Here is a 13,474-nt window from a genome sequence, read left to right on the forward strand (position 1 = left end):
CTGACGCCATCCACTCAATCACCGGAGAGCAACCATGCTGCCCAAGAAACTCAAGAACTTTAACCTGTTTGCCGACGGTGAAAACTTTGTTGGCAAGGTGGACGAAATCACGCTGCCCAACCTTGAGCGCAAAATGGAAGAAATGCGCCCCGGTGGCTTTAACGCCCCGGTCGACAGCGACATGGGCATGAACAAGCTCACGTCGTCTTTCCGCCTGCACGAAATGGCCGCCAGCGTGTTGCGTCAGTTTGGTGTAACCACGGTAGACGGCGTGGCCCTGCGCTTTCTGGGTGCCGCTGTGAGCGATGGTGACACCAGTCGCACCGATGCCATTGAAGTGGTTATGCGCGGGCGCTACAGCGGCCTGGAGCTGCCCAGCGGCTACAAAGCCGGGGAGTCGGGCATGCTCAACTGCACGGCCAGTCTCAGCTATTTCAAATATGTTGTGAACGGCGAAACCCTGATCGAAATCGACGTGATCAACATGATTGAAAACGTGGGCGGCACTGACCGCCTGGCGGGCCAGCGTAACGCACTGGGGCTTTAATAGATTCTTAAAATCTTGAGGCGGCCATGATCCTGATTCTTTTCTTAATGCTTTTATCGCTGCTGCTGGGTTTTGCGTTGGGTTGGGAGAAGGCGCATCTAACGGTAGCGAGAGAGTGTGAGTTGCTTGGCCGCTTTTATGTAGAGAAAAAAGTTTATCACTGCCATTTACAGGCATCTGATGAGGAAACAGGGGCAAACCATGACAGAAAAAAACCACAGCCTGATCACGCTGAAAAAACCGATCAAACGCGGTGAGCAGGAAATTACCGAACTCACTCTGCGCAAGCCCAATACCGGCGCACTGCGTGGCTGCCGTCTTTCCATGCTGCTGAACTCCGATGTAGACAGCCTGATTACCGTGTTGCCGCGTATCACCGAGCCTGCCCTGACCGAGCAAGACATTGCCGACATGGATGTTAAAGACCTGGTCAGCTGCGCCGGGGAGGTAGTCGGTTTTTTGACCGAATAGGGCAGCAGGCAGGCATGCCACTGCCCGACCAGGTGGAAGAGGCCATGGCAAATGTTGCCGTAATCTTCCACTGGCCGCCCTCAGAAATGGCAGCAATGCCCTTGGCCGACCTGGCCATGTGGGAGCAAAAAGCGCGGGACCGATCCGGCAACACTAAACCCAACTGAACCCGGTAACGCACATGAGCAATAACCTCAATAGCACGCTAACGCTTCGCATTGTTGATCAGTGGAGTGGACCTGCAAAAAAGCTGGCTGGCATCAACAGTGAGCTAGCAAGAAAACTCTCTGCAACCGGAAACGAGCTCAAAAATATTGGCAACCAGCGCAAAGCGGTGGCCCGCCTCAAAGAATATGAGCTTGCATCCAGCAAAGCCAAAGAAGCATCAAGTCAAGCTGCAGAAAAAGTAAAGCAGTTGCGCCTTGCCCGTGAAAAAGAAGCGGAACAGCTAAAGGTTGCCCGTGCCGAACTGCATAAGCTGCAGGACTTGAAAGCCAGCGGCGTAAAAGTCGATGCGAAAGAGATCGCCAATTTAAAGCGCCAGGCCAAAGAAAATAAAACCCTCATCCGCGAGCATGAGCGGGCAGAAAAGGCCCTGGAACAAACCACCAAGCAGCGGCGTCTTGCGGCGGAGCGGTCGGTGGCGCTGCGGAAGAAGCTAAAAGCAGAGGGCATCGAAACAAGGGAGCTGGCTGCCGAACAAAAGCGCCTGGGCGCCGCCTACGCTCAGACTCAAGACAGAATAAAGGCGGTGGCCAGGGCTCATGGCCAGCTGGAAGCCGCCGAATCAAAGCACAACGAGACTTTGCAGAAAGCCGCTAACACCACCATTGTGGCGGCAGGGCTGGACCGGGTTGGCCGGGGTGCGCTGAATTTTCTGCGCGGGCCCACTGCCCAGGCCATTGCGTTTGAATCAGCGATGGCAGATGTGAAAAAGGTGGTGGAATTTGATAACCCTGCCCAATTCAAAGACTTTGCTGCCACCCTCCTGCAGATGACCCGCAGCATTCCCATAGCCAAAGAGGGGCTGGCCGCCATTGCCGCCCAAGGTGGGCAATTGGGCGTGGATCGCGGCGCGCTGCCGGGCTTTGTTGAAACCGCCGCCAAAATGTCTACCGCCTTTGACATGCTGCCCGATCAGGCCGGTGAGGCCATGGCCAAGCTCAGCAACGTATACCAGGTGCCGATCGCTGAAATGGGTAACCTGGGTGATGCCGTCAACCACCTGTCTGACAACACCGCCGCCAAGGCCAAGGAGATTGTGGACGTACTCTTGCGGGTGGGCGGTACCGCCACCCAGTTTGGTCTCACTACCGTGCAAACCGCTGCCCTGGGTGACGCTTTTGTGGCCCTGGGCAAAAAGCCCGAGGTGGCTGGCACCGCCATTAACGCCATGCTCAACAAGCTGCAAACCGCCACCAAGCAGGGGGCCAAGTTTCAGGACGCGCTGGACGAAATCGGCATCTCTGCCGACACCATGGAATCCATGATTGCCCAAAACGGGCAGGGTGCGCTGGATGAGTTTCTGGCGGCACTCTCACAAATCGACAAACAGGCCCGCGCCGGGGTGCTCACTGATCTGTTTGGGCTTGAGTATTCCGACGATATTTCACTGCTGGCGGGCAATCTGCAGGTGTACAAAAAGGCATTGGATAAAGTAGCCGACAGCGCAGATTTTGCTGGCAGCATGTCCAGAGAAGCTGAAAACCGCGCTGCGACCAGAGAGAACCAATTAATCCTTTTGCAAAATCGCTGGGATGAATTTCAGACCAAGCTGGGTAATGAGCTGTTACCAGTAATCGATTGGGTTGCTGGTGCGGCAACCCGATTAATTGATGCCCTCGACTGGCTAACCGATAAATTCCCCGGCGCCAGCAAGGTCGCAATGATATTAGTGGGTGGATTAGGTGCGCTTGCCTTGGCAGTGGCGCCGGTGTTGGTGGCCATTGCCGCCCTTCGGGTGGCCATTTCCGGGCTGGGCGTGAGCGCTAAACGGGCGGCACTGCAAAATGCGGCCGGAGGTTTAGGCGGTGCAGTAGCCGGCGGCGGCAAGGGCGGTGGCCTGAAGGGTTTGGCGCGGGGGCTGGGCTCTAAGGCCGGGTTAATTGGTGCGGGTATTGGTGCGCTGTCCATCGGTAGCACGTTGATGAGCGACAACCCCAATATCAATAAAGGGCTGGAGGTCTCCAAAGACCTTGGCGGCATGGGTGGCGCACTGGCTGGCGGTGCGGCCGGTGCGGCACTGGGCTCAGTGGTGCCCATTGTCGGTACCGCCATTGGTGGCCTGGTAGGCGCCATTGCCGGTGGTATGGGCGGCGAGTGGTTTGGCAACAAGGTGGGCGACTGGGTGTTTGGCAACAAAGGCGCTGACGTCGCCAAGGCCAGTGTGCCGGTCAGCAGTGGGGCCCCGGTGGTGGCCGCTGGCGCCGCTGGTGGCCAGAACTATACCGACGCCAGCCAGTACACCATTAACGTCCACCAGCAGCCCGGCGAAAACGCCGATGCCCTGGTGAAAAAGACCATTGATGAAATTGACCGCCGCAAAACCCGCCGCCGGGGTGGGTCATACGCGGACCACTCGTGAGGGCTAAGCCATGCTGATGTCGCTGGGCTTGTTTGTATTCTCCATAGACTCGCTGGCCTATGACCGTCTGCAACGCAGCACCCAATGGCGTTGGGCGGCCAATAACCGCTTGGGTGAGCGTCCCGCCCATCAATTTACCGGCCCCGGTGAAGACCGCATTACCCTCAGCGGCACCCTGGCCCACGACATTACCGGCGACGGTCAGCGCCTGCAGGATCTGCGCGACCTGGGCGACAGCGGCAAAGCCTGGGTGCTGATGCAGGGCGATGGCGTTCACCAGGGATTTTGGTTTATCGACTCGGTGGAGGAGAACGCCAGTTATTTTTTCCCCGATGGCACCCCGCGCAAAATTGAATTTACCGTGGTGCTCAATCGCAACAATGACGGCGAAACCGACACCATCGGCACCCTGGCTATGAACGGCACCGGCAACCCCGAAACGGCCCGCACAGCATGACCCCCATTGCCGCCATTACTGCCAACGGCATTGCCCTGGCCACCGAGGTGCAAAAGCGCATTATCAGCGTGAGTTACCACGACGCCAGCGGCACCACAGCCGACCAGCTAGTGCTGGAGCTAGACGACAGCGACGGCACCCTGAACATTCCCCCCAAGGGCGCTGAGCTTACCCTGCAACTGGGCTACAAAGGCAAAGCCCTGCACAACAAGGGCACATTCACCGTAGACGATGTGGAGCATGCCGGCCCGCCGGATAAGCTGATCATCACCGCCCGCAGCGCTAACTTCCGCGAAGAGTTCAAAACGCTGCGCTCTACCCACTGGGAGCCCGGCACCACCCTGGGCGCGCTGGTGGCCACCATCGCCGAGCGCTACAACCTGGCGCCAAAGGTGGCCCCCGATCTGGCCGATCTTGCGCTGGCGCAACTCAACCAAACCGCCGAATCAGACAGCGCCTTTCTTAACCGCATTGGCAAACAGTTTGATGCGGTGGCCACCAGCAAAAACGGCTACCTGTTGTTTTTCCCCAAAGGGCAGGGCGCCACCGCCAGCGGTGCGGCCTTGCCGATGGCTACCATTGCCAAAAACCAGACCACCGACCACCGCTACAAAACGGCCGACCGCAACAGCCGCTTCACGGGCGTCACCGCCCGCTGGTACAACAACGACACCGCCCAAACCGAGACCGTCACCGTGGGTGAGGCAGGCTACACCAAACAGATCCGCGACCCACTGCCAGACGAGCAGCAAGCAGGGGAGGCAGCAAAAGCCGAGTGGGCACGTATTCAGCGCGGTGACGCCACCATGAGCATCACCGTAGAACCAGGCCGACCCGAGCTGGTAAACGGCCAGCCAGTGGCACTGAGCGGGTGGAAAGGGGATATCGACGCCCACAGCTGGGTGATCGAGGATTTGAATCACACCGCCAGCGACAGTGGGCTCGTCACGGCGGTGGAGTTGGTGACTAAAAAGGGGTGAGGTTATTTTCTAACGCTCTTTCCCTTGTCTGAGTTTCTCACTGAGACCGTTTCGGGCTGATGCGATTCGGATTCAGTAGGTTTTGGCTTTGGGGTAGTATCTTCGTTCGACATTGGAGGCTCCTATGGGTGGTATCTCATATCAACAACGGGTTATTTTTGAACGGGTTTCAGAGAACAACGAGAAATTTGCTCGACTCAATAACGATATGAAGAACAGAGCAAATTTTATTACCGCAGCCTCGACTGCCATTGTCGGCATCATCACGGCAGCGAAATTTTTACCAGACTCCGCATCGAGCCGCGGTTTTGAGTTTGCATTTTTGAGCTTGGTTTGCCTTTGCTCAATAGGCATATACTGGTTTGCAGCCTTAATCTGGAAAGGCGGCAACACCGCGCTCACTGGCACATTCGACGTGGATAAACTGTATGACTCGTATATCTCAAAGGACATCGATGTGGCGTACTGCAACATGCTGACTGATCTATGCAGCGCCTTTGAGCAAAACGAAAAGGAAAATGCAGCGCGGGGCCGGTATTTAGACAGGATGGTCCAGTTTTTTATATTGCAGCTTGTTTTTCTTGCCATATCCATTGGCTGGGCGTCCTTCGCTTCCTTGCTTTGACTAATGAGGATTGCGGCAACTAGTCGCCAACTGGGAAATAGCGCTGGATTCTGAAGGGTAGAACACAAGCCTATACTTCGCCACTAATGTTTTGAACCTACCCAAGTACTCACACCGATATGCCGCCGCAGGCGGCATCCAGTCATCAGGCCCTTTGGCGCCTTTCTCCCGGTTGGCTCCAGCATCCACAGCCAACAAGTTATCCATGTCATTGGCGAAGGCGCGCTTCTGTGCCCTTGTCCAGCCGCCGGCACCGTGTCCATGCGCCCAGGCCAGCGGCACGATGTGATCAATATCCAAATCGGAGGCTTTATCAAAAAGCTGTCCGGTGTAGGGGTCTAGCCACGATCCGTGGCTAACTGAGCAGCCTTTATTGCGCTTGAACTTGACCGGCACTTGGCTATCACGAATCAGGACCTCAGCGCGGGTGTCTTGGCAGTCGTTATCCGCATCTACCCAGTGTGGCCAGTCAGCCCGGTCATAGAGACTGGAGAAAGCACGACCTTCATCAACGGCTTCGGTTTGTGCCTTTTCGACTAGGGATTTAACAGAAGTGCAGGGTGCGCGGTGGCAGTGGTATTCGCCGGTCTGGCGATTGTTATGGCCGCCGTTGCTATCGAGACCACCGCCGTGAGGAAAAGCGCTGGGCGCAAAAATCAGGAGAGAAACTAAAAACAGTCTATTTAACATAACGCAAATGCAATCCGTGCATGCTCGTTTTCTTACCCTTTATTTTCTAGCGCCTGGCGAAGTCCCGCGATGTGTAGGGCCATGCGTTCGAGGTGGAGGAGGTCGTCTAGGGTCAGGTGGCCATCTTCATAGAGTGATTGAATTCTTAATAACGTCTCTTCCGTTCTCTGTGGTTCAGAATCTTCCAGGCGCTTATCTCTAAGCCAAACAGGTGGATTAAACTCAAACAACTCGCAAATAAGAACTATGTTCTCTGCCGTTATATTCCCTGTTCTTTTCCACTTCGATACGGCGCTCTCTGTTACCCCCAGTGCTGTGGCAACTTGTACCTGAGACACGCCCGCCTCATTGAACAAGGTTGCAAGCCACTCCGAATTCTCGGCGAGTATGTTGTCGTCTCTATTACGCATCTTTCCCATAGGTCAAGTTTATACGAAAAACCGTTGACATTTACTGTCCAGTTGGTTCAGTATTCTCCGAAAAGGTGAACCTTTAGGAAAGTATATGTCCGCAATTCAACGCGCAATCGATCTCCTCGAAAGCCAAAAGTCCCTAGCCGATTTCTTGGGGGTGACAGAGAGCGCCGTATCCAAATGGAAACGGACAGGTGTTGTTCCTCCACACCGCTGCCGCGCCATAGCGCAGGCTACAGATGGTGCTATTTCAGTTCACGACCTGAGGCCCGACATCTTTGGTCCTCCTTCTCCTGTGAAAACTGAATCCTAAATCCAAACAGTTAGAGCGTCTTGAATATCCGATCACAGACCACTCAGCGAGGCGAAAACCATGAGTAACGCAACCAGGGTAGTAAATCTGATCAACTTCCACGGGGTCACCATGATTGTGGTGGAACATGAAGGGGTGCAGTACATCCCTTTCAAACCCCTGGTAGACCTCTCCGAAACTGACTGGCGGAATGCAAAAAAGGCCGCTTTTTCGGTTGATAACGCGATTTTGTTTGGCTCCAAGCTGCTAAAAGACCCCATTTTTGCAGCCGAGGGGGGTGATATCACCCCCCAGAAAGAGAGCATTTATATCCGTCTTGACCGTTCGCGGATGTTTCTAGCGCGCATTCAAACAAGCCGAGTCCGAGCGCAAGGCAACGAAGAGGCCGCCGAAAAGCTCCTGAAGCTCCAAATCGAATGGGCGCAGGCTCTCCACTCCTACGAAACCAACGGCGTCGCCTACAAGCGCGGCAAGGGTGAGGCGGTTAGCCAGCTCGACAAGCTGATTCGCTCTCGCAACGCCACCAATGACGCCAAGGAAAAGCAATCCATCTCCCTGCTTATCCGTGACCACCTGAATGAAATGGGCGCAGCCGTCGATGACGACATGCCGCTTTTCCAATAGCCGAGCCATTCCACGTGGTTGATATGAATATCAAAGCACCCCGCATGCACGCTGAGTTGCTGGTTCTGAAATCTGTGCGACGTTGGTGGAGCAACTACCAACAAGGAAGGAAATAAGCATGGAAATAACAAACCTACAGAATCGTTTGGCCCTGATCCGTCGCTACCTCGATAAGTGGGCTGCCAGCCCGCGCCATAACCGCCAGGTTGTGGCGGAAATCGTTGTCGAAAAATTTGACGAACTAGGGCTGAAAGAACAACTGGCGGGCACCGGGGTCGAGTTTTCCCATGGGGATGACGCGGTAGGGGATATGCGGGCGCATGCCCAAAAGCTTTGGCGCTGGCTGGGGGCCTACGAAGAAGCCAAGCCCGCCCCAGACAAACTCTGGTACATGGAGCAGGCCATTGTTGCCGCCATGCCACAAGACATGCGCCTTCATTACCTACGTGATGTGTATTCAGAGGCCGGTGTTGCTGTCTCCATTCGGATCGATGGGAGTAGCGCTGCGCTCGCGGCTGATCTGCTGATTAAGGAACAGTCAGACGCTGCTCGCTCAGTGGTAGCGCTGCTGGATGGCATCGACCCGGGCGAACTGGATAAGGCAGATAAAGAGTTGCACGAAGCCCTGTCGGCCACCGTTAGCGCCATCAACTACGTTAAATCCCTGCGCGCGGGAGGTGCCCAATGAGCCGCCTGGTGCCATGCCCCCACTGCCTCTGCGACAGCTACATCCGCGACAGCGAGCAGATGACCCGGCTCACCCGGGAATTAACGCTGATCTGCAAAAACCCGGTTTGCGGCCACACCTGGGTGGCCCATTTAACCGCCACCCGGACGCTGTCCGAGTCGGCAACTCCCCACCCCTCGGTTCACCTTCCGGTGACCAAGGGCCTTTTCTCCAAAAACTAACGCAGGTGCGACCATGAGCAATGTATTGCCTTTCAGCCCAGAAACCACTGTCAGCAACGCAGCCATGAGCTATGTGCTGGCACACCGTAACCAGCATCTGGCCAGCCGCGAGGGCAACGAGGCGCTGGTGTCGCGCTGCCAGGCGCACCTCATGATGGCCTTTGATATCACCGCCGACCGGGCACAAAAAGAAGCGGCCCTGGCATTGGCCGAGGCAAGCCATACCGGCGAGGTGTGGCTTGACGCCGAGGCGACCACGGCGTTTTACACCACACTGCGCACCAAGGACGGCCGCCAGATCATTGTGAGTGCAGACCAGATTCTGCACGCCATTACCGACTTTTTCTCACTCCAATAACGAGGCCCCACATGAACGTGACTGTGAATGCACAGGGACTGGCTGCCGCCCTGAAAAACAATCTTGCGCAAAAGCGCAGCACCCTAAACATCTATGAGCATGTGCTGTTGATTGCCACCCAGTCGCCCGCTGAGCTTCGGGTGATCAGCCGGGACGGCAGCCAGGAGCGCGAGGTGGTGATTGCTGCTGAACGGGTAGAGCAGGGCGGTAGCGTTACCTGCCACGCTGAAAAGCTGCAGGCGGCTGTCACCGGTTTGGCTGGGCCTGCGACGCTCAGCACCGAGGGCAGCCCCGGCACCGAGAAGTTTAAAACCGTGCTGCAGCAGGGCCGTCGGCGGTTTCAGATTTTGTCCCTCTCGGCAGACATTTTCCCGAAGGGGCAGGCAATGGGCCGGGCAATGACGCCGGTGCTGGACCCGCAAGCGCTGGCCAAGGCCATTGCTACCGTGCAGTACGCCGCGGCGGTGAATGATGTGCGGTTCATGCTGCTGGGCGTCCACCTCAACGAAGGCGACGTGGTGGCCGCCGACGGGCACCGGTTGGCCTGTGCGTCTGTTGATGCAGATTTCAAACCCATCACCATCCCCCGGGACAGCCTGAAAAACCTGATTGCCGCGCTGATGGAAGAGGGCGCCGAGCTTCAGTACAGCGACAGCGCCATTGAGGTGACCCACGCGGCCGGCCGGTACCGGTCCCAGCTGCTGGACTGCCAATACGTGGATTACAAGCGGGTGATGCACATCCCTGAAACGGGCGTGAAGGCAACCCTGGACGCCACCCATATTTCCCCGGCCTTGAGCCGCCTGCGCAGCTTTGTGCCGGTGGGCACCAACATGCTGGGCTGCATGATTGAAGACAACCTGCTGACGCTGAGCGCCGGGGACGACAGCAAGAATAAGGGCGAGCCCGCAGCCAAGGACGAGGCCCCAGCGACCTGCCAAGAAAAGTGGCCCAAGGTGTATATGAATCTGGCCTACGTGAACGACGCCATGCATTCCATCAAAGGCGAGTTTACCTGGCTCAATTCTGGTGCCCACAACGCCCAGGTGTTGTGGACCGGCAATCAGGAAATCGTGCATGTGCTCATGCCGATTCGCATGTAGATCGAGCCATGAAAACCAGTGACCAAAACGGAGAAAGCATCATGAATGAAGCCATGTTGAGAAACCTGACCCTGGATGAGCTGGAGTGTCATTTGCGTGTGACCGAGCAGGGCAGCCCGGCACATATTGCAGTGTGTATGAAGCTCGATGAGCTGGATGTGCCGGACGCCCGGCATGAGCAAGCCGTTACCCGCCTGACTGAGCTCAAAGCTGGCGCGAACAATCTGTCCAAGGCGATAGAAAGTATTTCTAACGCCGTCCGCGATCAGCTTGGCGGGCTATTCGACGACGCAGAGCAGCTCAGCGCCGACATAACTACGATTCAGCACAGCCTGCAATTCTAAGGGGCTGCCATGATCCCAGCGGTACACAACGATATCACCCAGCGCCTGCTGCGGGATTATCAGTTCAAAGAGCGGGCAGGGTGGTTGCGGTCGGGCATCTGCCCCAGCTGCAGCAAAAAAGAGCTCTACGCCAAAGCGGAAAGCCCTTGGGTTATCCGCTGCGGCAGGGAAAACAACTGCGCCTGGTCTGGCCACATTAAAGAGCTTTACCCCGATGCGTTTGAGAAATTCAACGAACGCTACCAGCCCACCGACGATAACCCCCGGGCCACTGCCGACGCGTACTTGATGCAGGCCAGGGGCTTCGACATTACCCGCATTGCCGGCTGGTATGAGCAGGATCGCTGGTGGAGCGCCAACGTCATCGGTAAGCAGTCGGGCACGGCCACCGTGCGCTTTATGATTGCCGACGGCATCTATTTCGACCGCTTTGTTGAAGAGCTTTGGGTAAATGACAACGGCGAGAAGAAGAAGCGCAAGGCCTCATTCAAAGGCGATTATAAAGGCTTGGCCTGGTTGGCCCCGGGGCAGGAAATTGCTCAGGGCGACGAGGTGTTTATTGTAGAGGGCATTCTGGATGCCATTGCCCTTTACCTGAACGGCTACAAGGCCTGCGCCATTCTGGGTTGCACCAACTTCCCCGCGGCGTTTTTTGATGAGCACAAGCATAAAGACGTGCGCTGGGTGTGGGCGCTGGACGGTGACCACGCTGGCCGCAAGTGGACTCTGCGCCACCATACCCGCCTGGCTGAAACCAAAGAAAGTTCCAGCGCCGTCACCATCCCCCAAGACAGCAAAGGCAAAGACGACTGGAACGACCTGCACATGCAGGCCCGCCTCACCGACAAGGACATGGCCCGGTATCGCTACCACGGCAGTTTGCTGATTGCCGCCAGTGCCAGCGAAAAGGCCTTGCTGATGTACAACCACCACCAGCGGCAGGAGTTTAATTTTGAGTTTCGCAGCCGGGTGTACTGGTTTGCCCTCAACCTGGATAAGTTCAACAAGGCCTATAACAGCCTGGCTGATGGCGACGAAGGCCTGACTGAAAAGCAGATGCGCGATAAGGCCCTGGAGCTGAGCAACAGCATTTGCGAGATCGCCAACTGCCACTTTCAGTTTTTGTATTTTCAGGCCAACACCATCACCGATGAGAGTTGGTACTACGCCCGCATCACCTTTCCCCACGGTGGTCTGCCGGTCAAAAACACCTTTACCGGGGGCCAGCTTTCCAGCGCCAGCGAGTTTAAAAAGCGGCTGTTGTCGGTGGCGGCGGGCAGTGTGTTTACCGGCACCAGCCAGCAGCTGGACACTATTGCCAAAGACCAGCTCTACAACATTAAAACCGTGAACACCATCGACTTTTTGGGCTACAGCAAAGAGTTTGGCATTTACGTTTATAACGATGTGGCGGTGAAAGATGGCCGCCTGATTGCCATTAACGACGAGGATTATTTTGACGCGGGCAAGCTGGCCATCAAGAGCCTGAACCAATCCGTTCACCTGGCTATTGCCAAGAATGCCGACAACTACCGGACTGACTGGGTTCACCACATTCATGTGTGCTTTGGTGAAAAGGGCCTGGTGGCGCTGGCGTTCTGGTTTGGTGCCTTGTTTGCCGAGCAGATCCGCGAGACTCAAAAAAGCTACCCGTTCTGCGAAATCATTGGCGAGCCCGGCGCCGGTAAAACCACCCTGATTGAATTCCTCTGGAAGACCTTTGGCCGGCGCGATTACGAAGGCTTCGACCCCAGCAAATCCACCGCGGCGGCCCGGGCCCGGAATATGGGGCAGGTGTCCAACATGCCGGTGGTGCTCATTGAGGGCGACCGGGACGAAGATACCGCCCACGGCAAAAAGTTTGACTGGGATGAGCTGAAAACCGCCTACAACGGGCGGTCGGTGCGTAGCCGGGGAATGAAGAACAGCGGCAATGAAACCTACGAGCCGCCATTTCGGGGTGCCATTGCCATCAGCCAGAACGCCGCTGTGCAGGCCAGTGAGGCGGTGCTGCAGCGGATAGTGCATCTGCGCTTTACCCGGGCCGCCCACAATGACGACAGCAAGCGAATGGCCCACGAGCTGGAGCACATGCCCCTGGAGCATGTGAGCAGCTTTGTGCTCGAGTCAGTAAAGAAAGAGGCCGATGTCATGGCCCTGATCACCGAGAAAACCCCTGAATTTGAAAAGCGCCTGATGGCCCAGCCCGGCATTAAGAACGTGCGGATCGCTAAAAACCACGGCCAGCTGTGTGCCCTGGTGAGCGCCCTTGCGCTGGTGCTGCCCCTCAGCAAAGAGCAGGTGCAGGCCGCCCAGCGGGAGCTGCTGAACATGGCCGTGGAGCGCCAGCAGGCCATCAGCGCCGATCATCCGGTGGTGCAGGAGTTCTGGGAGCAATACGAATTTTTGAATGGCTCCGATAAAGAACCCAAGCTGAATCACAGCAAAAACGACGACCGGATTGCCATCAACCTCAACCACTTTGTTGAGCGCGCCGTGGAGCACCGCCAGCAGGTGCCGCCCATGACCGATCTGAAACGCCTGCTCAAAGGCAGCCGCCGCTACAAGTACCTGGACACCACTGTGGTCAACTCTGCCATTTCCCTGAACGGCACAGAGGGCAAGTCGGTGCGCTGCTGGATTTTTGAAAACAAGGAGAGAACCGCGTGAGTGAATTTACCCAGGACCCCGGCGTGGCCAGCTATGAAGAGCTGGTGGCAGGCGGCAATGCGCTGGCCATTGCGCTTCTGGATGTGCTGTTGCAAGTGCATCGGGAAGACGAGGCCAACAACCTGATGACCATCGCCGCCAAGCCCCTTAGCCAGTGGAAAGCGTTATTCGACCGCACCGGCTTTGCCCGGCTCCCGCCGCTGTCTGAGGGTGCCAACCATGACCGCTGAAAAACTGTTACCCGCCGCCATGATGGTGCTGCAGTTGGGGTCAGCGACCCCCTACCTGATGTGTGGCGACTGGCGAAAAGGGCTCTATTGGCTGTTTGCCGCAGGGCTCACCTACGTGGTCACGTTTTAGTGACCCAAAACTAAGGAAGGAGAACC

General features: G+C 56.7%; 20 protein-coding genes. 18 read left to right on the forward strand and 2 right to left on the reverse strand.

Features of this window, described 5'->3' with window-relative positions; translation table 11 throughout:
• Positions 1 to 34 precede the first annotated feature (34 nt).
• The 8 genes from NCG89_RS00790 (at position 35) to NCG89_RS00825 (ending at position 5,664) form a co-directional block, all read left to right on the forward strand.
• Positions 35 to 547: a phage major tail tube protein gene (locus NCG89_RS00790; protein WP_251087873.1), complete on the forward strand. Its 513-nt coding sequence runs from the start codon at positions 35 to 37 to the stop codon at positions 545 to 547.
• A 26-nt stretch (positions 548 to 573) separates the two neighbouring features.
• The gene (locus NCG89_RS00795) at positions 574 to 804 is read left to right on the forward strand and encodes a hypothetical protein (protein ID WP_251087874.1); all 231 of its coding nucleotides are present in this window, start codon (positions 574 to 576) and stop codon (positions 802 to 804) included.
• Entirely contained in the window at positions 749 to 1,018 is a 270-nt protein-coding gene (locus NCG89_RS00800) for a phage tail assembly protein (RefSeq protein WP_251087875.1), read from the forward strand. The genes NCG89_RS00795 and NCG89_RS00800 overlap by 56 nt, the downstream gene beginning before the upstream one ends.
• 14 nt (positions 1,019 to 1,032) lie before the next feature.
• The gene (locus NCG89_RS00805) at positions 1,033 to 1,185 is read left to right on the forward strand and encodes a GpE family phage tail protein (RefSeq protein WP_251087876.1); all 153 of its coding nucleotides are present in this window, start codon (positions 1,033 to 1,035) and stop codon (positions 1,183 to 1,185) included.
• A gap of 14 nt (positions 1,186 to 1,199) precedes the next feature.
• Positions 1,200 to 3,602 carry a phage tail tape measure protein gene (locus NCG89_RS00810; RefSeq protein ID WP_251087877.1) on the forward strand — a complete coding sequence of 801 codons (2,403 nt, stop codon included), beginning with the start codon at positions 1,200 to 1,202 and terminating at the stop codon, positions 3,600 to 3,602.
• Positions 3,603 to 3,612: 10 nt separating this feature from the next.
• Positions 3,613 to 4,059 carry a phage tail protein gene (locus tag NCG89_RS00815; protein WP_251087878.1) on the forward strand — a complete coding sequence of 149 codons (447 nt, stop codon included), beginning with the start codon at positions 3,613 to 3,615 and terminating at the stop codon, positions 4,057 to 4,059.
• Entirely contained in the window at positions 4,056 to 5,039 is a 984-nt protein-coding gene (locus NCG89_RS00820) for a contractile injection system protein, VgrG/Pvc8 family (protein ID WP_251087879.1), read from the forward strand. Before NCG89_RS00815 ends, NCG89_RS00820 begins: the two co-directional genes overlap by 4 nt.
• A gap of 124 nt (positions 5,040 to 5,163) precedes the next feature.
• Positions 5,164 to 5,664, forward strand: a complete 501-nt coding sequence (locus NCG89_RS00825; protein ID WP_251087880.1) for a hypothetical protein — start codon at positions 5,164 to 5,166, stop codon at positions 5,662 to 5,664.
• On the opposite strand, the gene NCG89_RS00830 is transcribed toward NCG89_RS00825, so the two are convergent.
• Entirely contained in the window at positions 5,665 to 6,354 is a 690-nt protein-coding gene (locus tag NCG89_RS00830; protein WP_251087881.1) for an HNH endonuclease, read from the reverse strand.
• Positions 6,355 to 6,386: 32 nt separating this feature from the next.
• Positions 6,387 to 6,764: a helix-turn-helix domain-containing protein gene (locus NCG89_RS00835; protein WP_251087882.1), complete on the reverse strand. Its 378-nt coding sequence runs from the start codon at positions 6,762 to 6,764 to the stop codon at positions 6,387 to 6,389.
• A gap of 94 nt (positions 6,765 to 6,858) precedes the next feature.
• On the opposite strand from NCG89_RS00835, the gene NCG89_RS16905 reads away from it, so the two are divergent.
• The 10 genes from NCG89_RS16905 to NCG89_RS00880 all read left to right on the forward strand — a co-directional run bounded on the left by NCG89_RS16905 (position 6,859) and on the right by NCG89_RS00880 (position 13,448).
• The gene (locus NCG89_RS16905) at positions 6,859 to 7,080 is read left to right on the forward strand and encodes a transcriptional regulator (protein ID WP_432757878.1); all 222 of its coding nucleotides are present in this window, start codon (positions 6,859 to 6,861) and stop codon (positions 7,078 to 7,080) included.
• A 60-nt stretch (positions 7,081 to 7,140) separates the two neighbouring features.
• Positions 7,141 to 7,704 carry a phage antirepressor N-terminal domain-containing protein gene (locus tag NCG89_RS00840; protein ID WP_251087883.1) on the forward strand — a complete coding sequence of 188 codons (564 nt, stop codon included), beginning with the start codon at positions 7,141 to 7,143 and terminating at the stop codon, positions 7,702 to 7,704.
• 118 nt (positions 7,705 to 7,822) lie between these two features.
• Positions 7,823 to 8,392, forward strand: coding sequence for a toxin YdaT family protein (locus NCG89_RS00845; protein WP_251087884.1), 570 nt, complete (start codon positions 7,823 to 7,825; stop codon positions 8,390 to 8,392).
• Complete coding sequence (locus NCG89_RS00850; RefSeq protein WP_251087885.1) at positions 8,389 to 8,613, forward strand: Ogr/Delta-like zinc finger protein; 225 nt, start codon at positions 8,389 to 8,391, stop codon at positions 8,611 to 8,613. Before NCG89_RS00845 ends, NCG89_RS00850 begins: the two co-directional genes overlap by 4 nt.
• Before the next feature lie 13 nt (positions 8,614 to 8,626).
• Positions 8,627 to 8,971 (forward strand): hypothetical protein, encoded by a 345-nt coding sequence (locus tag NCG89_RS00855; RefSeq protein WP_251087886.1) that lies wholly within the window; start codon positions 8,627 to 8,629, stop codon positions 8,969 to 8,971.
• An 11-nt stretch (positions 8,972 to 8,982) separates the two neighbouring features.
• The gene (locus tag NCG89_RS00860) at positions 8,983 to 10,074 is read left to right on the forward strand and encodes a DNA polymerase III subunit beta (protein ID WP_251087887.1); all 1,092 of its coding nucleotides are present in this window, start codon (positions 8,983 to 8,985) and stop codon (positions 10,072 to 10,074) included.
• A 41-nt stretch (positions 10,075 to 10,115) separates the two neighbouring features.
• Complete coding sequence (locus NCG89_RS00865; RefSeq protein ID WP_251087888.1) at positions 10,116 to 10,418, forward strand: hypothetical protein; 303 nt, start codon at positions 10,116 to 10,118, stop codon at positions 10,416 to 10,418.
• 9 nt (positions 10,419 to 10,427) lie between these two features.
• Entirely contained in the window at positions 10,428 to 13,088 is a 2,661-nt protein-coding gene (locus tag NCG89_RS00870) for a toprim domain-containing protein (RefSeq protein ID WP_251087889.1), read from the forward strand.
• Positions 13,085 to 13,318: a hypothetical protein gene (locus tag NCG89_RS00875; protein ID WP_251087890.1), complete on the forward strand. Its 234-nt coding sequence runs from the start codon at positions 13,085 to 13,087 to the stop codon at positions 13,316 to 13,318. The genes NCG89_RS00870 and NCG89_RS00875 overlap by 4 nt, the downstream gene beginning before the upstream one ends.
• Complete coding sequence (locus tag NCG89_RS00880) at positions 13,308 to 13,448, forward strand: hypothetical protein (protein ID WP_251087891.1); 141 nt, start codon at positions 13,308 to 13,310, stop codon at positions 13,446 to 13,448. Before NCG89_RS00875 ends, NCG89_RS00880 begins: the two co-directional genes overlap by 11 nt.
• The last annotated feature ends 26 nt before the right edge of the window (positions 13,449 to 13,474 follow it).

The organism is Spongiibacter taiwanensis (assembly GCF_023702635.1).
Taxonomy (GTDB): Bacteria; Pseudomonadota; Gammaproteobacteria; order Pseudomonadales; family Spongiibacteraceae; genus Spongiibacter; species Spongiibacter taiwanensis.